This is a genomic window from Halopseudomonas sabulinigri, from assembly GCF_900105255.1.
In the GTDB taxonomy this organism is placed as follows: domain Bacteria; phylum Pseudomonadota; class Gammaproteobacteria; order Pseudomonadales; family Pseudomonadaceae; genus Halopseudomonas; species Halopseudomonas sabulinigri.
The window spans coordinates 1,924,570-1,945,815 of the sequence record NZ_LT629763.1 but is presented as its reverse complement, the minus strand read 5'-3'; the positions used below and the strand labels follow the sequence as shown (position 1 = coordinate 1,945,815).

Below are 21,246 nucleotides of genomic sequence, written 5' to 3'. Positions count from 1 at the left end.
ACGTCTCCTCTATCGGCGTGGGGTGCGAGGGTTTGACTGTAACAGAGGGGCCGGGTCAAGACACCGGCGTGTCGGCCCAGTCGAATAATTCACAACTGTTATGCCAGCACTGTTCGGCAAACTGCGGCAAGGGTTCGTCCCGCAGCGCGGCCAGGTGGGCGGCAATCTGCGGGATGTGCTGCGGGCTGTTACGCTGCCCAGCGGCAAAACCCGGCGGCATGTCGGGTGAGTCGGTTTCCAGCACTATACTCGCTGCCGGCAGCTCGGCGACGGTGAGCTGCAGGCGCCGGGCTTGCGGCCAGGTAGCCGCGCCGCCCAAGCCCAGCTTGAAGCCCAGCTTGCAGTATTCAGCGGCCTCTTCGCGACTGCCGGTAAAGGCATGGATGATGCCGCCGCGCTTGAGCTTGAAGCGTTTCAACGTGGCGATGCATTGCGCGTGGGCACGGCGCACGTGCAACAGCGCGGGCAGGGCAAAGTCTGCCGCCAGCGCCAATTGTTGCTCAAACAGCCCCTGCTGGGCCTCGCGGTCGGCGCCGTCGATATAGAAGTCGAGTCCGAATTCACCTACCGCACACAGCTGTTGGTTGCCCACGCAATCCTGCAGTTGCTGGCGCAACTGGTCCAGATGCTGCGGCTTATGCTCTTGGCAGAACATCGGGTGCAGACCAAAGGCTGCGTGCAGCATCGGCTGCTGCTGGCATAGCTGCCAAACCCTTGCCCAGTTGCTGGCGGTCACCCCCAGCACCACCAGGCGCTGAACGCCCAGGCGCACGCAATCGTCCAGTACGGCCGTGCGGTCGTGGTCGAAGGCGGCAAAGTCGAGGTGGGTGTGGGTGTCTATGTAGCGCATGGGGGAACGCTACGCCTGGGCGTCGCGAGCTGCAAGCCTCTAGCTACAAGCCAGCACAGGCTATGCGCCCACTGGGGGCGCGGTTGGGGTTGCTTGCAGCTTATGGCTTGCGGCTTGAAGCTGAGCCGCGTGGCGGCTCAGTGATGCTCGCGGGTGGCGCGGAACTTGATGTCCGGCCAGCGCTCTTCCATCAGGCTGAGGTTGACCCGGGTGGGGGCCAGATAGGTCAGGTGACCGCCGCCGTCCACGGCCAGGTTGTCGGTGGCCTTGTTGCTGAACTCCTCCAGCTTCTTGCGATCGCCGGATTCGACCCAGCGCGCGGACCAGACGTTGATCGGCTCGTACAGGCATTCCACCTTGTACTCCTGCTTCAGCCGCGCGGCGACCACGTCGAACTGCAGCACACCGACGGCGCCGAGGATGATGTCGTTGTTGCGCTCGGGGAAGAACACCTGAGTCGCACCTTCTTCAGCCAGCTCCTGCAGGCCCTGACGCAGCTGCTTGGATTTCAGCGGGTCCTTGAGGCGTACACGGCGGAACAACTCCGGGGCGAAGTGCGGAATACCGGTAAAGCCGATTTTCTCGCCCTCGGTGAAGGTATCGCCGATCTGAATGGTGCCGTGGTTGTGCAAGCCAATGATGTCGCCGGCCCAGGCTTCTTCCAAGTGCTCACGCTCCGCGGCAAAGAAAGTCAGGGCGTCGGCGATGCGCACATCCTTGCCGGTACGCACGTGATGCAGTTTCATGCCCTTTTCGTAGCGGCCGGAACAGATGCGCACAAAGGCGATGCGGTCACGATGCTTGGGGTCCATGTTCGCCTGGATCTTGAACACAAAACCGGTAAAGGGCGCCTCGACGGGCTCGACGGTGCGCTCATGGCTGTCGCGGGACTGCGGCGGTGGTGCCCAGTCGACCACGGCGTCGAGCACCTGGTCCACGCCAAAGTTACCCAGGGCGGTACCAAAGAACACCGGGGTCATTTCGCCCTTGAGAAACGCGGCCTGATCAAACTCGTGGCAGGCACCCTGTACCAGCTCCAGCTGGTCGACAAAATCGTCGTACAGGTCACCCAGGTGCGCGCGGGCTTCAGCCGAGTCCAGTCGTTCGATGATCTTGCTCTCGGTGCGCTCGTGACCGTGGCCTGGTTCATAGACGATGATGCAGTCGCGGCTCAGGTGATATACACCCTTGAAATCGCGGTAGCAGCCGATCGGCCAGGTGATGGGCGCGGCCTTGATGTTGAGCACTTCCTCGATTTCATCCAGCAGCTCGATCGGGTCGCGGATGTCGCGGTCGAGCTTGTTGACGAAGCTGACAATGGGCGTGTCGCGCAGACGGCACACGTCCATCAGGGCGATGGTGCGCGGCTCGACGCCCTTACCGCCGTCCAGCACCATGAGCGCCGAGTCGACTGCGGTCAGGGTGCGATAGGTATCTTCCGAGAAGTCTTCGTGACCGGGGGTGTCGAGCAGGTTGATCATGCCGTCGCGGTAGGGGAACTGCATCACCGAGGTGGTCACCGAGATGCCGCGCTCCTTCTCCATGGCCATCCAGTCGGAGGTGGCATGGCGGTCGGATTTACGCGATTTGACCGTGCCGGCCACGCTGATTGCCTGGCCCATGAGCAGCAGACGCTCGGTGATGGTCGTCTTACCGGCATCAGGGTGGGAGATAATGGCGAAAGTGCGGCGCTTACCGACTTCCTTGGCGATCGGGGAGTTCGACATCGGCTGAGGTGTTCCAGAATGTGACGGCCGGCGCGACCGGGATACGACGTGGCGCCTGGCTTGAACGAAAAGTGGCGGCCATTTTCCCTGATCCGGCACACAGACACAATCGACAGCGGACAAATGACCGGGCCAGCGCTGGCGCCAGCCGGCTATCTTCGTGTTTCCAAGCGCGTGGCCATTGTCTAGTATGGCGCAAAAATGGAGAGCCCCCATGCCCGACGACTTTGGTGACAACCTGCGGCTGCTGTGCAGCTACTACAAATCCACCGCCGAAGTCTGCCGTCGCCTGGGCATCAATCGCCCGCAGTTCAATCGTTACCTCAATGGCAGCAACAAGCCGTCGGATAGCACCATGCGCCGGCTCTGCGATTTCTTCGGTGTGGAAGTCCACGAAATGCTGTTGCCGCATGGGCAGTTTCAGCGCCTGGTGCAGGTGCGGCCGCAGCAGCAGGCGCGTCCGGTAGCCCCGGCGGCAGAAATCGAGCATCTGGCACATTTGAACAGCGTGGGGCAGTCGGGGCTGGAGAAGTACCTGGGTTACTACTTCGAGTATTACCTCTCCATGGCTTATCCCGGCAGTATCTTACGCACCCTGGTGTGCCTTGAGCGGCGCGATGGCAATGTCTGTTATCAGCGAACCGAACGCATCAAATCCAAGCGCGGCGGCAAGCCGTTCCATGGCGTCTACAAGGGGCTGGTGCAGTTTCTGTCTGACCGCATCTTTCTGCTCGATTATGAAACCCTGACCAACTTTGAAATGACTCAGACGATTCTCTATCCGTCGTTCCAGAATCGGGTGGATCGCATTACCGGCCTGCGCCTGGGGGTTTCCGGCAGCGGCGAGCGGGTGCCCTGCTGCACTCGCGTGCTTTACGAGTATCTGGGTACCCAGGTGGACCGCCAGCGCGTGTTATCGCTGTGCGGTCTGTATGCGGCGGATGATCCTGAGCTGGATGAGGATATTCGCGCCTCGGTACGCAACGATATTGGTGCCGGCGACTGGCATTTTCGGGCGCGCTTCTGAGCGCTCAGCCGGCCGAGCGCTCGGCGCAGTAGATGTGTTCCCAATCATCGCGCACCGCCTGTTGATCGCGGCCACCGGCGATCAGCCAGTGCAGCTTGCAGAACGCGGCCTCGGGCGTCATGTCGGCGCCATTGAGTACGCCCTGCTCCTGCAGGGCTGCGCTGGCGGCGTAGGTGCCGGGGCTGACGCCGCCGTCCAGACATTGACTGATGTTCACGACTATCTTGTTCCGCGCCCTGGCACGGCAGAGAAAGGCGTTGAACGCCTGATCGCGGCTGGGAATGTTACCCGCGCCGTAGCTCTGTAGCACCACCGCGCGGCACTGCGGGTCGGCCAGCAAGGCGTCGTACAGCGCGCTGGGCATGCAGGGATGCAGCGTGAGCAGCGCCACGGCGCCGGGCTGAAAGTTCAGCTGCGCGGCGAGGTGCGGCGGGCGTGATGCAGTCTGCGCGCTCAGCATGCGCTGGTGATGTAGCGTTGGCGTTTTGCTCAGCGTGCCCAGCGGCGCTTCGTTGGGACTGTCGAAGGCGGCAAAGCGCTTGCTGCTGACCTTGCGGATACGGCTACCGCGCAGCAGACACTCGTTGAACACCAGGCTGACATCGGCAATACGCGGGCCGGCCGCCAGCAGCAGGGCGTTGCGCAGGTTGTCGGCGGCGTCGCTACCCGGCAGCCCCAAGGGCACCTGCGCGCCGGTGAACAGCACATTCTTTGCGCAGGCGCCCAGCATGAACGCCAGGGCACCTGCGCTGTAGGCCATGGTGTCGGTACCGTGCAGAATCACAAAGCCCTGATAATGCTCCCAGTGCTCGGCCAGCAATGCGGCCAGCCGTTGCCAGTGCGCCGGAGTGATGTTGGCGCTGTCGATCAGCGGTTCCAGTTCCAGCAGGTCGAAGCTCGGCAGCTGCGCCAGGCTGGCGCCGAATTGCTGTTCAATCCTTGCGCGTAACCCTGGCGTGGGCGTCAGGCCCTGCTCGGTGGCGGTCATGCCGATGGTGCCGCCCGTGTACAGGATCAGCACCGCCGCGCTCATGAAGCCTCCTTGTGCGGGGCCAGCATGGACTGTGGGCTGAGCAGCAAATTCAGCTGTGCTTCCGACATCAGGTTCTCCGCAATAATCAGCGCCTTGACCGTACCGCCGGTCATCAACGCGGTGTGCGCAATACGCGAGGCGTTGCTGTAGCCAATGTGCGGCACCAGCGCGGTGATAATACCGATGCTGTTATCCACGTGCGCCGCACATGCCTGCTCGTTGGCAATGATGCCGCGAATGCAGCGGTGCTCGAGCATCTGGCAGGCTTCCTTGAGCATCTTCAGCGAATTCAGCAGATTGTAGATGATCATGGGTTCCATGGCGTTGAGCTGCAGCTGGCCGGCCTCGGCGGCCAGGGTCACCGCCAGGTCGGCGGCAATCACTTGATAGGCGGTCTGGTTCATCGCCTCGGGAATTACCGGGTTGACCTTGCCGGGCATGATCGAGGAGCCGGGCTGCATGGGGGGCAGCTGAATTTCACCCAGGCCGGTTCGCGGGCCGCTCGACAGCAAGCGCAGGTCATTGCTCATCTTGCTCAGCTTGATCGCCAGACGCTTGAGAATGCCGGAGAAGAACACAAAGGCGCCCATGTCCGAGGTGGCCTCGACCAGGTTGGTCGCTGGCACCAGCGGTTTGCCGGAGATGTTGGCCAGGCAGGCCACCACCTTGGCCGAGTAGCCATCGGGCGTATTGATGCCGGTACCGATGGCGGTACCGCCCAGGTTGACCTCGCAGAGTAAGGCACAGGCCTCGCTGATGCGGTCGATGTCCTCACCCAGGGTTACTGCAAAAGCGTCGAACTCCTGACCCAGGGTCATGGGTACCGCGTCCTGCAATTGGGTGCGGCCCATCTTCAGGATGTGCGCAAATTCGCGGCCCTTGTCTTCCAGCGCGGCTTTCAACGACGCCAGCGCCGGCACGAAGGCATCGGCGGCAAACTGGATGCCCAGGCAGGCGGCAGTGGGGTAGGCGTCGTTGGTTGATTGCGAGCGGTTGACGTCATCGTTGGGGTGCAGGAACTGATAATCACCGCGCGCATGGCCCAACTTGACCAGCGCTACGTTGGCGATCACCTCATTGGCGTTCATGTTGGTCGAGGTGCCGGCGCCACCCTGAATCACATCGACGATGAACTGGTCGTGATACTGATCCTGGGTGATGTCCTGGCAGGCAGAGACAATGGCGTCGGTCTTTTCTGTACTGAGCAGGCGGTAGTCGTGATTGGTCAGCGCGGCGGCCTGTTTGACCAGCGCCAGGGCGCGAATCAGTTCCGGAAAGTGTGAAATCGGCACGCCGGTGATGGCAAAGTTGGCGGCGGCGCGCTGGGTCTGGATGCCGTACCAGGCATCGCTGGGCACATCCTGATAACCGAGCAGATCGTATTCTGAGCGGGTGTTCATGGTGGTTTTCTACCGAATGGGGAAGGGGCGCCCCGTGGTTGGGGCGCCGGGTGGTCAGGCTTGCTGGTTGGTTTGCGGATGACGCGGCCAAGCTTCGGGATCCACATCCAGGTCGGCGAAGTCCTCGGCGCGGAACACTGGCGCCGGGTTGCCGGCCTTGAGCTGGCGGTCGTAGTCCTGCATCACGCGCAGGCCTTTCTTCCACAGCATGGCCAGAGCGATGAGGTTGGCCAGGGCAAGCAAGCCCATGGTCAGGTCGGCAAAGCCGAACACGGTACCCAGGTCCATGATCGCGCCCAGGCAGCAAAGGCAGATCACTACCACGCGGAAGCCGTTCATCAGGAACTCGTTACCACGGCCGCCGGTCAGGTAGCTGACGCTGTTCTCACCCAGGTAATAGTTGTAGAGCACGGTGCTGAAGCCGAAGAGCAACATGGCGATGCTCACGAACACCCGGCCCCATTCGCCAATATGGGTAGCCAGCGAAGCCTGCGTCAGGGCCACGCCCTGGCTGGAGTCGGCAAGGCTGGGGTCATAGGCGGTGCCCATGAGGATGATCAGCGCGGTGCAGGTACACAGCAGGATGGTGTCGATAAACACCGAGAAGGACTGCACCACGCCCTGGTTGGCGGGGTGTGGCACAAAGGCCACCGCCGCTACGTTCGGCGCGCTGCCCAGACCGGCTTCGTTGGAAAACAGCCCGCGCTTGACGCCCATCATGATGGCCGCACCAATGCCGCCACCGACCACCGGTCCCAGACCAAAGGCGCTGTTGACGATCAGCATCAGGGTATCGGGAATACTGTTGAAGTTGAGACCCAGTACGACGATGGCAATCAGCAGGTAACCGCCGGCCATGATGGGTACCAGCACTTCCGCGACCTGGGCGATGCGTTTGACGCCGCCAAAGATGATCAGCCCCACCACCAGTGCCAGACCAATGCCGCTGTAGTACAGGGGAATGTCGAATGCGTCCTGCAGCGAGGTGGCGACGGCGTAGGATTGCAGCGCGATAAAGCCGATACCGAAGGTCACCAGCAGTAGGATCGAATAGATCACCGCCAGCCATTTCCAGTTCTTGCCCAGGCCGCGCTCGATATAGTGCGCCGGGCCGCCGCGGAAGGCGCCGTCGGGCTCGGCGGTCTTGTATACCTGGGCCAGGGTACATTCGAAGAAGCTGGTGGCCATGCCCATCAGGCCCACCACCCACATCCAGAAAATCGCGCCCGGCCCACCCAGGGTGATGGCCACCGCCACGCCGGCAATGTTGCCGCCACCGACCCGGCCAGCGACCGAGAGAATCAGGGCTTGAAAGGAGCTGAGGTGACGCTTGTCTGCTTCATGGTGATTGGCGGTGAGGATGCCGAACATCTTGCCGAAATAGCGAAACTGCACAAAGCGCGAGGCGATGGTGAACCACACGCCAAGGCCGATCAGTAGCGCAATCAGAACCTTGCTCCACAACAGATCACTTAGAAGGGACAGCATGACGTACTCCTTAATTCGGTTGAGCCGATTTTTATTGGTTAACGCGGAGGCTCATTGAAACGGAGAGAAACACGCTTGAGTAGTTTGTAACTTGATACGTATTGGCGCTGGTTGGTGCTGCTTGAGCGCCAATCTGCGTTGTTTTTGGTGCGAGGCCAGTGGCCTGCCGAGGCGTTAGGGTTGCCTGCTCAGATCAAACTGGTCCAGCATCAGCGGTGCGCCAAAGTGGTAGCCCTGCGCATAGTCCACGCCCAGGTGGGTCACGGTGTTGAGAATATCTTCACTGCCAACGTATTCGGCAATCACCTTCTTCTTCAGGTAGTGGCCCATCTCGGTGATGGACTTGACCAGCGCGTAGTCGACGTCGTTGTTGTTGATGTCGCGCACGAAGTTACCGTCGATCTTGATGAAGTCGACGGGCAGGCGCTTGAGGTAGGAGTAGGACGACTGCCCCACACCGAAGTCGTCCAGCGAGAAGCGACAGCCGATACTGCGCATCTCCTTGATGAAGTCGGCGGCATCGTCGAGGTTGGTCACCGCCACGGTTTCGGTAATCTCGAATACCAGTTTGTCGCGCGGGACCGGGTAGCGCACCAGGGCATCGAAGATGAAATCGAGAAAGGTTTCATCATTCATGCTGTGGCCCGACAGGTTGACCGAAAAACCGCCAAACAGGTGCAAGTCGTCCAGGTTCTCATGCATCCACTGCAGCACATGCTCGACCACCCAGCGATCGACCGCGGCCATGCGGTTGTATTCCTCGGCCACGCGGATGAACTCTGCCGGCGGCGAAGCCTCGCCGTGCTCGTCGAGCACGCTGAGCAGTACCTCGTAGTGCGGCAGGGTGCGTGCGCTGCCGTTGATCGGGGTGATTTGCTGGCAGCGCAATCTGAGATTGTCGTTGTCCAGTGCCTTGTTGATACGGTTCACCCAGCCCATGATTTCATCCAGCTTTTCCAGACGTTGGTCGCCGGGCCGCACGACCTGCACATCCTTGTAACCGGTGTTTTTTGACAGGCTGGTAGCTGCCTCGACCGAGCGCAGCAGCTCCATGATTTTCTGGTTGCCGTGGCTGAACCCCGCCAGGGCAAGAGCGGTATTGATCACAAAGCTGTGCTCTTCATAGGCGAAGCGCTTGCTCTCGATCATCGCCTTTAGTTCGCGCGCGCTGTTGTAGCCCAGGGTTTCGGCCTCTTCGTTGAGCACGATGGCAAACTGGTCCGCACCCATGCGGCCCACCAGCGTGTCTGCCGGGGCAAAGTTCTTCAGGCGCTGGGCCAACTCCCGCAGGAAGGTGTCACCGGCCTCGTAGCCGCAGGTATTGTTGATGATCTTGAACTGCATGATGTCGATGAAGATCAGGCTGTAGTGGGCCTCGGCAGCATCGGTCGCAGCCACTTTCTGTGCCAATAAGCGGCAGAACTCCTTGCGCGTCAGAAAGCCGGTGAGCGGGTCGTGGCAGGAGTCGAAGGCCAGTTTGTCGTAGACCTTCTGTACCAGTGCATCCAGCCCCTGCTCCACCGCCGGTAGCGCCGCATCGCTGAGCAATACCAGATTGCCGTCGCGCAGCAGGGTTGCGACCCGTTCCAGCGGCAGTTCCAGCTTTTGCGTGCCCTGATGGTTGGCGAACACATAAAGGCTGTCGTCATCCGCGATCCAGGCCAGTTGTACGAGCTTTTCCTGCAGCTTGCCGTGGCTGAGCTCAAACCATTGCGCGGTGCGCAGGTCACGCGCGCGCTTTACCCAGCGCATCAGGGTCTGATCCTGATCGGCCAGAGCGTCGAGTTTTTCCTGCAGGTTAGACTCTGCCGTGTCGCCCGGCCGGTAGCTGACCAGGCTGAGGTCTTCAGGCGCGGCTTGCAGCATACCTTCGAGCTGCTGCAATAACAGACGGTGACTGTGCTGGCCCTCGGGGACCTTGGACAGCCCCTTTTCCAGTAGCCGCAGCAGATCACTATTGCTCAGTGTCCGCTCGAGGCCTGACAGCCGGGCCGGATCGTGCTGCGCCACCAGTTGTTCAACGACCTGCAGGGTGATTTCCCAGGAGCGGCTGGCGACCCCTTCGCGCAGGTAACTGAGGCGCATCAGGTCACGCCAGCCATGTTCGATCAGCGCTATCACCGGCTGCGGAGCAGGCTCGGCCAGCATGCGTCCCAGCTCATGTTGAATCTGACGGTTGGCGTGGCGCAGGCGCTGCTGGCCTTCACAGCCTTGGCGAATCCGCTGCAGGTTGCGTTCAATCAGGCGCTTCTCGCGGCTGACCAGTTGATCCAGCTTGTCGATGCTCTGGCTGAAGCCGCCGCCCTCCGACTTGTCACCCAGAATGCTGCGAATGGCGTCGAGGATCACCGGGGTATTGGCGGCCAGGTTGGTGCTGCTGCGATCCGATAGCAGGGCGATGTAATTGAGTGCCTGGCGAGCGGGATGGCCTTCTGCGGAAAATATCTCCGGGTCCTGCAACATGGCGCGCAGCAGCGGCACCTGCAACTTGCTGAACTCCTCGCGCAGCTCGTTGGAAATACGGTCGCTTTGCAGGATGCTGTCGAACAGGCCTTCGATGGTATCGGCCGCGTCGTGCTCCTGGTCGGACAAACCCGTGGTAGCGCCCTTGGCCTGCTGCATCAGCTCCTTCAGGGCGCCGGGTTTCAGCAGCTGCACGCTACCGTCCAGCAGGCTCTGCTGCAGATGACCCAGTTGCTGAGCGGTAGCCTGGGGTTCTCCGGACACAGCGCTGCCACTGCGGTTTGACTCACCCCGTGCCTGGCGGCGCAGGCCCATCAGCTGGGTGACCGTACCGTAGGCCGATGCGCTCGGGTTGGCGGTGTTCGATGCGCTGGAACGTGGCAGGGGCTGGCTACTGCTGCCAGCCTCTGACGGCGCTTTCTCGGCCGCTGATGGGGCTGCGGCGCTAGCGCCCGGCGCCGGATCAACCTGAGCCGGCGGCGCCGGCGGGCGTTTCTGCAGCGCCTGCTCGGCAAGGTACTGATTAACGTCTATCGAGGGCAGAATGTCGGCATCTATGAACACCTGGTTCAGTTGCTGATAAAAGCCGTCCAGATCGGTGAGCAGGGTTTTCTGCAGTACCGAGTACACCACTTCGAGCTGGGCATAGGGCAGCTGCAGGTGGCGTATCTGATCAAAAAAACTGTTGCACAGCGCCGCGGGGGAAAAGGGGTTGTAGGTCCGCTTACCGTCACGCTGCCCAAAGGCGGCATCGACGCGGATCTGCAGCTCTATCAGCGCCTCGCGCAGTTTCAACTCGACCTTGGAAATGGCGACCCGCACCAGCAGCCAGTCTTCAAAATCATTTTTGGTTACCAGCTCCAGCGGTGAGGCGCGTTTGCGCTCTATACCTGCGCTGTGTTGCTGGGCATTGGCGTTGCCTTTGCTGACCACCATTGCCTCGGCAATCATGCTGCGGCTCAGGGCGGCAAAGATACTCTGACGCTCCTTGCGAAACTGACGGATGGCAATCAGGAACTGTTGCTGTGCGGCGGTACTGGATTGCTGATCTGCGCCGGTGAAAAGAGCTTGTTCGAGCTGCTGGCAGAAGCCGGAATACTGGCTACGCAGGTAATTGTGCAGCACGGTGCAGGCGGCTTGCATCAGGGTCTTGCGGTGTCGGTTGCTGAGCAGTGGTTGCTGGTGCGTCAGCGAGCTACTGCCACTGTTGCTGTCGGCCTGCGCGGCTGAGAGGTGTTGCAGTACGCGGTAGATGGACGGGTCGGGATTGTGCAGCCGCAAACCGACGCCCTGCGGCGTGATGTGCACTATGGAAACCGGCAGACGCAGGTGCTGATTGGCCTGGCGAAAGCTGACGCTGGCCTTGCCCTGCTGGGCTACGAGCTGATGGAGATTGTTGATAATGCCGCCGGCAATGGCGGCATCAAAGGTGATCTGCAAACCGCCCTGGCTGTATTCGCTGATGAGGCAGTGATGGCTATCTCCTTCGGCCAGCGACAGCACCGCATCGACTGCACACATCTGGCGAGGGAATTTCCGTTTTTCCATGAACTGCACCCAGATTGACTACATGGTCACTGGCTATCTTATGTGCTGTATGCGGAAAAGTCTCGCCCTGCGTTTTTCGCCGCCTTGCGGCGCTTTTGGTCAGCGCTGTGCCATATAGGCCCGCCAGCCGCCCAGCGCGGAAATATCGCTGCTGCCTGCGAGTCCGTAGGGCTCACAGATGAAGCCGCAGACCCAGCTGCCATCGGCGATCTGGACCTTGCCGATACCCAGCGGTGCGGGTATGCCGGCGACAAAGCTACCGAACTCGCTGCTGGGGATGGACCAGATCTCCACCTCAATGGCGACGCCGGCGTCTTCGTCGCGAATTAGCCCTGGGCGGAACGGCGGGCCACCGGCCAGCGCGTACATCAAGTAGTGCGGTGCGGTCTGCGTGTGGCGTTTAAGTACCGCACCGCGCTCGCGCAACTGCCAATTCAGCGGCAGGCCATCCAAGTGCGCGCCGCAGACCAGCACATCAATACAGTCGCGCGCGCCGACTGCCTGGTTGTTCAGCGCCGGTTGCGGCAGCTGGCTGCTGCCTGCTGGCAATGGCAGGCGCTGCTGTACACGGTTGGCAATCGACAGCAGCGCGCGGTCACTGAACGCCGGGCCAACCAGGGTGACGCCAAAGGGCAGCCCGGCCTGGGTGAAGGCGGTAGGCACCGCGATTGAGGTCATGTCGACCAGGTTCATATAGTTGGTGTAATAGCCCAGCTGGCTGTTGCGCAGCACGGGTTCGTCGAGCATCTCGGCGATGGTGAACAGGCGCCCCGCGGTGGGCGTCAGCAGGCAATCGAGTCCGGCCAGTTGCTCGTGACAGGCCTGTTTCAGCTCTTCCAGCCGGTACTGCGCCTTGAATAGCGCGGTGGCCGGTGGCTTGCCACCGGGGGCGATGATCTCGCGTACCACCGGGAAGATAGCCTCGGGATTGTCGTCGATCAGCGGCTGCGCAGCCAGATAGCGCTCGGTTACCCAGGGGCCTTCATAGAGCAGCAGCGCGGCTTCGTTGAATGGGGTGTAATCTATGCTGATCAGCTCAATGTCGTCACCGCGCAGCTGTTCAAGGGTGGTGGCGTAAGCGGCGGCGTATTGCTCATCACCAAAGAACTGCAACTGCTCGGCCGGCAACACGCCGATTTTCAGCGGACCGCTGCGCAGGCCGTAGTGACGGGGCTGGTTGTCGAACGGATTGGCGCGGCTGTAGCCGTCGCGCGGATCAAAGCCCTCGGCACAGGCCAGCACGCTGTTGGCATCGTCGCTGTTCAGGGCAAAGATGCTGATGCAGTCCAGACTGCGGCAGGCCGGCACCAGGCCGCTGGCCGACAGCAGACCGCGCGTGGGCTTCAAGCCAACCAGGTTGTTGAAGCACGCCGGTACCCGGCCGGAGCCGGCGGTATCGGTGCCCAGGCTGAAGCTGGCCAGCCCCTTGGCCACCGAGACCGCCGAACCGGCACTGGAGCCGCCGCTGATGTAATCGAAGTCGAAGGCGTTGTGGCAGGCGCCGTGCGGCGAGCGGGTGCCGTTCAGCCCGGTGGCAAACTGATCGAGATTGGTCTTGCCGACCGGCAGGGCGCCGGCGTCGATCAACTGCTGCACCACCTGCGATGACTCGCTCGGCGTATAGGCAAACGCCGCACAGCCGTTGGTGGTGGGGATGCCGGCCAGATCGATATTGTCCTTGATGGCAAAGGGCACGCCCCACAGCGGCGTGGTGGCCGGGTCTTTTCCTGCCAGTGCGGTGAGGTAGGGCTGCTGCTCGGCTTCACTGAGCAGATGAATCCAGATGTAGTGGTCAGCCAGGGCGGCGGCCTGTTCGCGGATACTGGTCAGCAGCTGGGCGGGGGTCAGACTGCCATTGGCGTAGGCCTGTTTCAGGCCGCTGATGCTCATATCGATGGTCATGCGTTGTTCTCCTGCGCGGCGTCTCGCAATACCACCAGCGGTTGGCCGGCCTGTACGCGGCCACCGGCCTGCTGCAATACGTGGGTAACGACGCCATCGCATGGCGCCTGTAAGGGGATTTCCATCTTCATGGATTCGAGGATTAACAGGGTTTGCCCCGCCTTGACCTGATCGCCGACCTTGACCTCGGCCTGCCACAGGCTGCCAGACACGGGACTGTCTACGCCCACGCTGTCCTCTGGCCAGCTGATGTCGTCGGCGGCGCTTTCCAGCTCCTCGCTCTCGAAGTTGAACTGGCCGTTGGCGTGCCACTGGCGCAGCTCTTCGGCGAAGGCGGCGTTGCGCTGTTGCTTGAAGGCGTCGATGTCGTCGGCGTTGTCGCTGATGAAGGCTTCGTGCTCGGCCAGGCTGAACTGGCTTTCCTCGATGCGCAGCGGATAGCGGCCCTGCGGGAAGTCGCGGCGAATCTGCTGCAGCTCCTCGTGGCTGACCTCATAAAAGCGGATCTGGTCGAAGAAGCGCAGCAGCCACGGCTTGCTGAACTCGCGGGTCTGGCGGTAGCGGTTCCACATCTGCAGGGTACGGCCAACGAACTGATAACCGCCGGGCCCTTCCATGCCGTACACACACAGGTAGGAGCCGCCGATACCGACGGAGTTTTCGGCGGTCCAGGTGCGCGCCGGGTTGTACTTGGTGGTCACCAGGCGGTGGCGCGGGTCGGTCGGCGTGGCCACCGGCGCGCCGAGGTAGACGTCGCCGAGGCCCATGACCAGATAGGATGCCTCGAACAGCACCTTCTTGACGTCATCGATGCTGTCCAGCCCGTTAATGCGGCGGATGAACTCCAGGTTGCTCGGGCACCAGGGCGCATTCTTGCGCACCGACTGCGTGTATTTTTCGATCGCCAGCTGGCAGGCTTCGTCGTCCCACGACAGCGGGATGTGCACGATGCGCGACGGTACCGCCAGTTCATTGAGGCGTTCAGACAGTGCCTGCTCGGCCTTGAGCAGATGCTCGAGCAGCGCGCTGTGCGACAGCTGCTGGCTGTCGAAATGCACCTGCAGTGAGCGGATGCCCGGGGTCAGTTCACGCAGACCGGCCACCGGGTTTTGCTGCAGCCACTGCATCAGCGCGTGGGCGCGGAAGCGCAGGCGGATATCGAGCATCTGCTCGCCGTACTCGACCAGCAGGAAGTGGTCGCCAGCGGCGCGGTAGACGATCTCGTCACCGAACTGCTCGGCTGGCAGGCGCTTGAGGATCGGGCTGTCGACCGCCACCGGCTGCCATTCGACCGGAGTGGCGGCCAGTGCGTCGATCTGCTGAATCTGCGCCGCCTCAAGCGCGACCGCCTGCTCGATGCTGACCGGTACAAAGCGCACTTTGTCGCCGGCACGCAGCTGGCCGAGCTTCCACAGGTCGGCGGTGATCACGGTGGCCGGGCAGACGAAGCCACCGAGCGACGGGCCGTCCGGGCCGAGGATCACCGGCATGTCTCCGGTGAAGTCGACGGTGCCGAAGGCGTAGGCGTTGTCGTGAATGTTGGACGGGTGCAGACCGGCTTCGCCGCCGTCTTCACGCGCCCATTCCGGTTTCGGACCTATGAGACGCACGCCGGTACGGCTGGAGTTGTAGTGGATTTCCCAGTCGGTGGCGAAGAAGCTGTCGATGTCCTTGCCGGTAAAGAAGTCCGGCGCGCCGTGCGGGCCGTAGATTACCCGCAGCTCCCACTGGTTGCTGATCGCCGGGCGCAGCTCGCTCGGTACCTCTGCCGCCGCGACCATGCTGACCGCGGCGCTCAGGTGCAACACGTCACCGGTGCGCAGCGCGCGGCCGTTGTGGCCGCCGAACTGACCGAGGGTGAAGGTCGATTTGGAGCCCAGATAGTCCGGGCATTGCAGGCCGCCGAGCACCGCCAGATAGGCACGAGCACCGGCTTCCTTGATGCGGCCAAGGGTCAGGGTTTGGCCAGCGGCGACGTCGATGACCTGCCAAGCGGCAATCGGTTGCTCATCCAGTTTGGCGTCAATCGCGGCGCCACTCAGCACGATCTGGCTGGCGCTGGCAAAACGCAGGGTCGGGCCTTGCAGGGTGATTTCCAATCCCGCTGCATCCGCCGGGTTGTTCAGCAGGCGGTTGCCAAGGCGGAAGGCGTAGCTGTCGAACGGCCCGGACGGCGGCACGCCGACATCCCAGCTGCCGGTGCGGCCCGGAAAGTCCTGAATGGTGGTCTGGGTGCCGCCAGCCAGTACGTCGATGCGCGCCGGCTGGAAGCGGAAGCTGTTGAGGTAGCGGGTGGTGACTTCACCAGCCAGCAGCGCCGGGTCGCGGGTCAACGCGCACAGGTAGTCGAGGTTGGTTTCGCTGCCGTACAGGCGGGTGGCGTCGAGGGTGTTCTGCAGTTTGCTCAGCGCCGCGTCGCGGTCTGCCGCATGCACGATGACCTTGGCCAGCATGGGGTCGAAATAGGGCGGTACTTCCAGCCCGGATTCGATCCAGTGGTCGATGCGGATGCCGTCACCGGAGGGGAAGGCCACTTCGCTCAGCAGGCCTGCGCAGGGCTGAAAGTCGCGGAACGGGTCTTCGGCGTACAGGCGTACCTGAATGGCGTGGCCCTGGGGCTTGAGCGATGTGCGCTGTGCATCCAGGTCCAGGGCATCGCCGGCGGCCAGGCGCAGCATCCACTCGACCAGGTCCACGCCGTAGACCTCTTCGGTAACGCCGTGTTCGACCTGCAGGCGGGTATTGACCTCCAGAAAGTAGAACTCATGGCTGTCGGCGTCGTAGATGAACTCTACCGTGCCGGCGTTGCGGTAGCCGATGCAGCACAGCAGCTTCTCGGCGGTGCTGTGCAGCTCGGCACGCACGGCATCGGTCAGGTTGGGCGCCGGGCATTCCTCGACCACCTTCTGGTTGCGGCGCTGGCTGGAGCAGTCCCGTTCGCCCAGGGCAAGTGCCTTGCCGGCGCCATCGCCGAACATCTGTACCTCAATGTGGCGGGCGCGGGCGATGAATTTTTCCAGAAACACGCCGTCGTCGGCAAAGTTGCTGGCGCCCAGACGCTTGACGCTGTCGAAGGCGCCGTTGAGTTCTTCCAGACTGTGGCACAGCTGCATGCCGATACCGCCACCGCCGGCGGTGCTCTTGAGCATCACCGGATAACCAATGCGCTCGGCCGCGCTTTGTGCGGCGGCCAGGTCGGTCAGCAGATCGGTGCCGGGCAGCAGCGGCACGCCGGCCTGTTCGGCCAGTTCGCGGGCGCGGTGTTTGAGGCCAAATTCCAGCATCTGCTCGGGCGTCGGGCCGACAAAGGCGATCCCGGCGGCCTCGCAGCGGCGCACAAAATTGGCGTTCTCGCTGAGGAAGCCGTAACCGGGGTGGATGGCCTGGGCGCCGGTTTCGGCGGCAATGGCCAGCAGCTTGTCGACCTGCAGGTAGGTATCGGCAGCGGCGCCTTCGCCGAGGCTATAGGCCTCATCGGCCAGTCTGACGTGCAGACTTTCGGCGTCGCACTCGGCATAGACGGCGACGGAGCCGACGCCGAGCTTGCGCAGGGTGCGGATGATGCGGGTGGCAATGGCGCCACGGTTGGCGATCAATACTTTGTTGAACATCACTCTAGCCTTTGCCGGGTCGTCCCAAGCCTGGATACGACAGTGGTCGTCCACTGAAGCGGGTGAATGGGTGGCGCTCAGCGGATCAGTTGTCCCAGACCAGCAACTCGACTGGTGTCGGGTTGTAGCCGTTGCAGGGGTTGTTCAGCTGCGGACAGTTGGAAATCAATACCACGACGTCCATCAGCGCGGTCAGCTCAACGTACTTGCCGGCGCCGGAGATGCCGTCTTCAAAGGTCAGGCCACCGTCTGCGGTGACCGGCACGTTCATGAAGAAATTGATGTTGTGGGTAATGTCGCGCTTGCTGATGCCGTACTCCGGGTTTTCCGCCACGGCGAGCATCCAGCTGTCGCGGCACGAATGCATGCAGCGCTTCTCCAGATCGTAGCGGATGGTATTGCTTTCGCTGGCGCAGGCACCGCCGAGGGTGTCGTGGCGGCCGCAGGTATCGGCGACGATCTCCAGCATGGGGTTGTTTTCATTCGAGCGAATCACCGAACCGGCGGTCAGGTAAACATTGCCCTGCTCGCGGATGGTGTCGGTCACGCTGTAGCGCTCGACCGGGTTGGCGGCGCTGAAGAACAGGGTGTCGGCGGCCTGATTGCCTTCCAGGTCCAGCAGGCGCAGGGTCTGCCCTGCCTTGACGATGCCGATGTAGTAATCGCCGGCGCCGATGGTGGTGCGTTGCGAGGCCGTCTCGGGTTGGCGTGAGCTGGTCTTGATCATGGTGTCCTCGCTTACTTGCCCAGGTGGTACAGGGCGTTGTTCATGAAGCCGCGCTGGTTTTCCGGGCGGAAGTTGCGGCAATAATCGTCATCGTCCACCGCTGCGGCCTGGCTCAGTTCAATCTGCACGGGTGTGTAAGGGTAGGCCTTGGCCTGATTGAGCGGATGCGGGCAGGTGTGCAGCAGTACCAGGGTGTCCATCTCGAAGCGCAGGGCGACCTGGCTGCCGGCGGCGCTGTGGCCCTCCACCAGCTGCAGATTGCCGGCCTTGTCGGTAGCGACCTTGCTGAACAGGTTCAAGTTGGCGGCCATGTCGGCGCGGCCCAGCCCGTATTTGGCCAGCTCGACCAGAAAGGCGTCGTAACCGTTCTGATGCCAGTCGTTGCGCGCCTCCTGGTAGTCGCGTGCACCCCAGCGCTCAGCCACTTGCGCGGCGTTGCTGTTGCCGCACACGGTTTCGTGCCAGCCAAGCTGGTCTTCGACGATCGAGGCGAACACGCGGCCCATGTCGGAGTACAGGCAGTTGCCCTGGGTCAGCTTGAAGGTGTGCTGGCCTTTCAGGGTGTCGGGTGCGTTGTAGCGTTCCAGCAGATTGTCGGGGTTGTAGAACAGCATGCCGACGTTGGCGCCGCCGCCGAGGTCGGTGAGGCGCATCAGGGTGCCGGCGCGTACGCGCAGGGACCAGTGGCTGGCGCCGGGGATTTCAGTGCTGTAGTGCGTGATGCTCATTGCCGGTATCTCCGTAACTGGGTAGCGGTCAGCTGGCGTTGTCGGCCAGCAGTGGCTCAATGGTTTCAGCGGTGGTGCGCGCCGCCGGTTGTCGGGCGCTGCTGTCGATCGGCAGGTCGTAGGTAATGGTGGCGCCAAAGGCTTGCGGCGCGTGCGGGTCGTGGCGCAGCTTGTCGAACACCCACAGGCGGGTACCCAGATGAAAGCCTTCCTTGATGTCGTGAGTGACCATGAAGATGGTCAGCTTGTGCTCTTGCCACAGGCGCAGTACCAGTTCGTGCATGTCGGCACGAATGCCCGGGTCGAGCGCACCAAAGGGCTCGTCGAGTAGCAGAATGCGCGGCTTGCCGAGCAGTGCCTGGGCAATCGCCAACCGCTGCTTCATGCCGCCGGACAGCTCGTGTGGGTACTTTTTCAGCGCCTGACCAAGGCCGACTTCCTGCAGGATGCCTTCGGCCTCCGTGCGAGCCTGCTTGCGCTTGCTACCGAACAGGTAGCCGCTCAAGCCGCGCTGGGCAAAGCCGACCGCCGCCATCACGTTCTCCAGCACAGTCATGTGCGGGAAGACCGAATACTGCTGAAAGACGATGCCGCGATCCGGGCCGGGCTCGTCGGCAATCGGCTTGCCGTCGAGCAGCAGCTCGCCGCTGCTGGGTGATTCGGTGCCCAGCAGCATTTTCAGAAAGGTACTCTTGCCGCAACCGGAGGCGCCCACCAGGGTGACGAACTCGCCTTCCTTTACGTTGATGTTCAGGCGTTCCAGCACCACGTTGTCGTCGTAGCGCTTGCCGACGTTCTTGACTTCAATCATCAGTGGCCTCCTTGCACGTTCCAGGGGAACAGGCGACGACTCAGAGTGGCCAGCAGCCAGTCGAACAGAAACGCCAGCAAGGTAATCCAGGCCACGTAAGGCAGAATCACGTCCATCGACATATAGCGGCGCACCAGAAAAATGCGGTAACCCAGGCCGTCGGTAGAGGCGATGGCCTCGGCGGCAATCAGAAACAGCCAGCCAGCGCCGAGCGAAAGACGCACCGCGTCGATCAGCTTGGGCATCAGTTGCGGCAACAGTACGCGGACGATGATCTGGCTGGTGTTGGCGCCGAGAGTCTGCGCCTTGACCAGTTGTTCGCTGGGAATTTCCTGGGTGCGGCGTTGCAGGTCGCGGGCAATAAAGGGCGTGATACCCAGCGCGATCAGCATCACCTTGGACAGCTCACCCAGCCCGAAGACGATAAACAGCACCGGCAGAATGGCCAGCGGCGGAATCAGCGAGACCACCGTCAGCAAGGGGCTCATGCTGGCGTTGATCAGCGGCAGCGCGCCGGTCAGCAGGCCCACCGCCAGGCCGATGGAGGCGGCGATGGCCACACCCATGGCCAGGCGCTTGAGGCTGTTGGCGGTGTCTACCCAGAACAGGTATTCGCCGGTGCGCTTGCTGGGCTCCAGCGCCATACGGTCGATCGCATCGCCCATCTGGCTGAAGGCCGGCAGCAGCTTGTCGTTGGGGTTGGCCTCCAACCGCGCATCGGACGCCACTATATACACCAGCAGCAACAGCACGAACGGCAGCAGCCCGATAAACAGCCGGGTGGCTGGCGTGGGAGACAGGTTGATCAGTCGCTTCATGGTGTTTCCTTGCGGCGGGGGCCAAGACCCCCGGTGGATTCAAGAGTCCGGGTTACAACTGACCGTCAGCTGCTAACTGCATGTAGCTGGGGTCAAAGCGCAGCTTGATGTTGTTGGGGTCGCCGAGCACACCGGCCGGCGTGCTGATGCCGACAAACCCGGCGTCCGGCGCGCCCTCACCGAGCAGGCCGTGATCGAAGGAGAAATCAGCGACGTATTGCATGGTGGTTTTCAGTGCAGCGTCCTGGGTCAGCGCCAGTGCCTGTTGCGGGGTATAGAACATCTCGGTGCTGTCGAGCTGCGCCTGATATCCGACCAGATCGGTACCTGAGGCTTCGGCCAGATAAGTGCGCACCGCTTCGTCAGCCTGCATCTTCGCCATGATTTCGTACCAGGCTCCAGTCAGCGCCTTACCCAGCTCAGGATGGGCGTTGAGGGTATCGGTATTGATCACCAGCAGGTCGATGATTTCACCGGGAATCCGGGAGGAGTCGAACACCTTGTGGCTGTCGGGCTGGCTGGCGATTTCGTTCAGCAGCGGGTTCCAGGTGGTTACCGCTGTCACATCTGCGGTGCCGTAAGCGGCCACCAGGTCAGCATCGGAAGTGTTCACCACCTGCACATCGGCTTCTTTCATATCGACCGATTCCAGGGCGCGGGCCAGCAGATAGTGGGAGACGCTGAGTTCCACCAAATTGACGTTCTGCCCCTTGATGTCAGCCAGCTGCTGTTTGCCCTTGAGCACGATGCCGTCGTTGCCGTTGGAGAAGTCGCCGACGATCAGCGCGGTGCTGTCGACGCCACCGGCGGCGGGGATGGTCAGGGCGTCCATGTTGGTCATGGTGCAGGCGTCGAACTGGCCGGCGGTGTACTGATTGATGGATTCGATGTAGTCGTTGATCTGCACGACCTCAATATCGATGTCGTACTTGTCGGCCCACTTCTTCACGATGCCGCTTTCGGCGCCGTAGGCCCAGGGCATCCAGCCCACATATATCGACCAGCAGACCTTGAAGCTGTCTTGCGCCTGGGCGGTGGAGGAAAGCAGAAGGGATAAAACCAGTGCGGAAATCTTTTTCATCTTGAACCTCTCATTCAGTGACACGCGGAGCA

Annotated in this window: 14 protein-coding genes; 1 reads left to right on the top strand and 13 read right to left on the bottom strand. The window is 62.3% G+C overall.

Going from position 1 to position 21,246, the window contains the following annotated elements; translation table 11 throughout:
- Positions 1-55 precede the first annotated feature (55 nt).
- Together BLU26_RS08685 and BLU26_RS08680 are read right to left on the bottom strand one after the other, a co-directional pair.
- Complete coding sequence (locus tag BLU26_RS08685; RefSeq protein WP_092285763.1) at positions 56-850, bottom strand: TatD family hydrolase; 795 nt, start codon at positions 848-850, stop codon at positions 56-58.
- Between the two features lie 137 nt (positions 851-987).
- A complete protein-coding gene (locus BLU26_RS08680) occupies positions 988-2,577 on the bottom strand; it encodes a peptide chain release factor 3 (RefSeq protein WP_092285761.1) in 1,590 nt (529 codons plus the stop codon).
- Positions 2,578-2,791: 214 nt separating this feature from the next.
- Here BLU26_RS08680 and BLU26_RS08675 point away from each other — a divergent pair, with 214 nt between their 5' ends.
- Positions 2,792-3,604, top strand: a complete 813-nt coding sequence (locus tag BLU26_RS08675; RefSeq protein ID WP_092285759.1) for a helix-turn-helix transcriptional regulator — start codon at positions 2,792-2,794, stop codon at positions 3,602-3,604.
- 4 nt (positions 3,605-3,608) lie between these two features.
- Here BLU26_RS08675 and BLU26_RS08670 read toward each other — a convergent pair whose 3' ends face one another.
- From BLU26_RS08670 to BLU26_RS08620, 11 genes are all read right to left on the bottom strand, one after another.
- On the bottom strand, positions 3,609-4,637 hold the full coding sequence (locus tag BLU26_RS08670) for an asparaginase (RefSeq protein ID WP_092285757.1): 1,029 nt from the start codon (positions 4,635-4,637) through the stop codon (positions 3,609-3,611).
- Complete coding sequence (locus BLU26_RS08665) at positions 4,634-6,037, bottom strand: aspartate ammonia-lyase (RefSeq protein WP_092285755.1); 1,404 nt, start codon at positions 6,035-6,037, stop codon at positions 4,634-4,636. Before BLU26_RS08665 ends, BLU26_RS08670 begins: the two co-directional genes overlap by 4 nt.
- Positions 6,038-6,091: 54 nt before the next feature.
- Entirely contained in the window at positions 6,092-7,525 is a 1,434-nt protein-coding gene (locus tag BLU26_RS08660) for an alanine/glycine:cation symporter family protein (protein WP_092285753.1), read from the bottom strand.
- A gap of 174 nt (positions 7,526-7,699) precedes the next feature.
- Positions 7,700-11,536 (bottom strand): DUF1631 family protein, encoded by a 3,837-nt coding sequence (locus tag BLU26_RS08655; protein WP_092285751.1) that lies wholly within the window; start codon positions 11,534-11,536, stop codon positions 7,700-7,702.
- Positions 11,537-11,635: 99 nt separating this feature from the next.
- Positions 11,636-13,438 (bottom strand): allophanate hydrolase, encoded by a 1,803-nt coding sequence (gene atzF, locus BLU26_RS08650; protein WP_092285749.1) that lies wholly within the window; start codon positions 13,436-13,438, stop codon positions 11,636-11,638.
- Complete coding sequence (gene uca / locus BLU26_RS08645) at positions 13,435-17,049, bottom strand: urea carboxylase (RefSeq protein ID WP_092285747.1); 3,615 nt, start codon at positions 17,047-17,049, stop codon at positions 13,435-13,437. The genes atzF and uca overlap by 4 nt, the downstream gene beginning before the upstream one ends.
- Positions 17,050-17,134: 85 nt before the next feature.
- A complete protein-coding gene (locus tag BLU26_RS08640) occupies positions 17,135-17,776 on the bottom strand; it encodes an urea amidolyase associated protein UAAP2 (protein ID WP_092285745.1) in 642 nt (213 codons plus the stop codon).
- Positions 17,777-17,787: 11 nt separating this feature from the next.
- On the bottom strand, positions 17,788-18,504 hold the full coding sequence (locus BLU26_RS08635) for an urea amidolyase associated protein UAAP1 (protein WP_092285743.1): 717 nt from the start codon (positions 18,502-18,504) through the stop codon (positions 17,788-17,790).
- Between the two features lie 28 nt (positions 18,505-18,532).
- Complete coding sequence (locus tag BLU26_RS08630) at positions 18,533-19,315, bottom strand: ABC transporter ATP-binding protein (RefSeq protein ID WP_092285741.1); 783 nt, start codon at positions 19,313-19,315, stop codon at positions 18,533-18,535.
- Positions 19,315-20,133 carry an ABC transporter permease gene (locus BLU26_RS08625; RefSeq protein ID WP_092285739.1) on the bottom strand — a complete coding sequence of 273 codons (819 nt, stop codon included), beginning with the start codon at positions 20,131-20,133 and terminating at the stop codon, positions 19,315-19,317. The genes BLU26_RS08630 and BLU26_RS08625 overlap by 1 nt, the downstream gene beginning before the upstream one ends.
- Positions 20,134-20,185: 52 nt before the next feature.
- On the bottom strand, positions 20,186-21,214 hold the full coding sequence (locus BLU26_RS08620; RefSeq protein WP_092285737.1) for a putative urea ABC transporter substrate-binding protein: 1,029 nt from the start codon (positions 21,212-21,214) through the stop codon (positions 20,186-20,188).
- Positions 21,215-21,246 lie beyond the last annotated feature (32 nt).

What these genes read in the sequence shown, in the direction of transcription:
- uca (WP_092285747.1), bottom strand. Translation starts at nt 17,049, where the DNA reads ATGTTCAACAAAGTATTGATCGCCAACCGTGGCGCCATTGCCACCCGC.
- BLU26_RS08625 (WP_092285739.1), bottom strand. Translation starts at nt 20,133, where the DNA reads ATGAAGCGACTGATCAACCTGTCTCCCACGCCAGCCACCCGGCTGTTT.
- BLU26_RS08665 (WP_092285755.1), bottom strand. Translation starts at nt 6,037, where the DNA reads ATGAACACCCGCTCAGAATACGATCTGCTCGGTTATCAGGATGTGCCC.
- BLU26_RS08685 (WP_092285763.1), bottom strand. Translation starts at nt 850, where the DNA reads ATGCGCTACATAGACACCCACACCCACCTCGACTTTGCCGCCTTCGAC.
- BLU26_RS08655 (WP_092285751.1), bottom strand. Translation starts at nt 11,536, where the DNA reads ATGGAAAAACGGAAATTCCCTCGCCAGATGTGTGCAGTCGATGCGGTG.
- BLU26_RS08670 (WP_092285757.1), bottom strand. Translation starts at nt 4,637, where the DNA reads ATGAGCGCGGCGGTGCTGATCCTGTACACGGGCGGCACCATCGGCATG.
- BLU26_RS08630 (WP_092285741.1), bottom strand. Translation starts at nt 19,315, where the DNA reads ATGATTGAAGTCAAGAACGTCGGCAAGCGCTACGACGACAACGTGGTG.
- BLU26_RS08620 (WP_092285737.1), bottom strand. Translation starts at nt 21,214, where the DNA reads ATGAAAAAGATTTCCGCACTGGTTTTATCCCTTCTGCTTTCCTCCACC.
- BLU26_RS08635 (WP_092285743.1), bottom strand. Translation starts at nt 18,504, where the DNA reads ATGAGCATCACGCACTACAGCACTGAAATCCCCGGCGCCAGCCACTGG.
- BLU26_RS08660 (WP_092285753.1), bottom strand. Translation starts at nt 7,525, where the DNA reads ATGCTGTCCCTTCTAAGTGATCTGTTGTGGAGCAAGGTTCTGATTGCG.
- BLU26_RS08680 (WP_092285761.1), bottom strand. Translation starts at nt 2,577, where the DNA reads ATGTCGAACTCCCCGATCGCCAAGGAAGTCGGTAAGCGCCGCACTTTC.
- BLU26_RS08675 (WP_092285759.1), top strand. Translation starts at nt 2,792, where the DNA reads ATGCCCGACGACTTTGGTGACAACCTGCGGCTGCTGTGCAGCTACTAC.
- atzF (WP_092285749.1), bottom strand. Translation starts at nt 13,438, where the DNA reads ATGACCATCGATATGAGCATCAGCGGCCTGAAACAGGCCTACGCCAAT.
- BLU26_RS08640 (WP_092285745.1), bottom strand. Translation starts at nt 17,776, where the DNA reads ATGATCAAGACCAGCTCACGCCAACCCGAGACGGCCTCGCAACGCACC.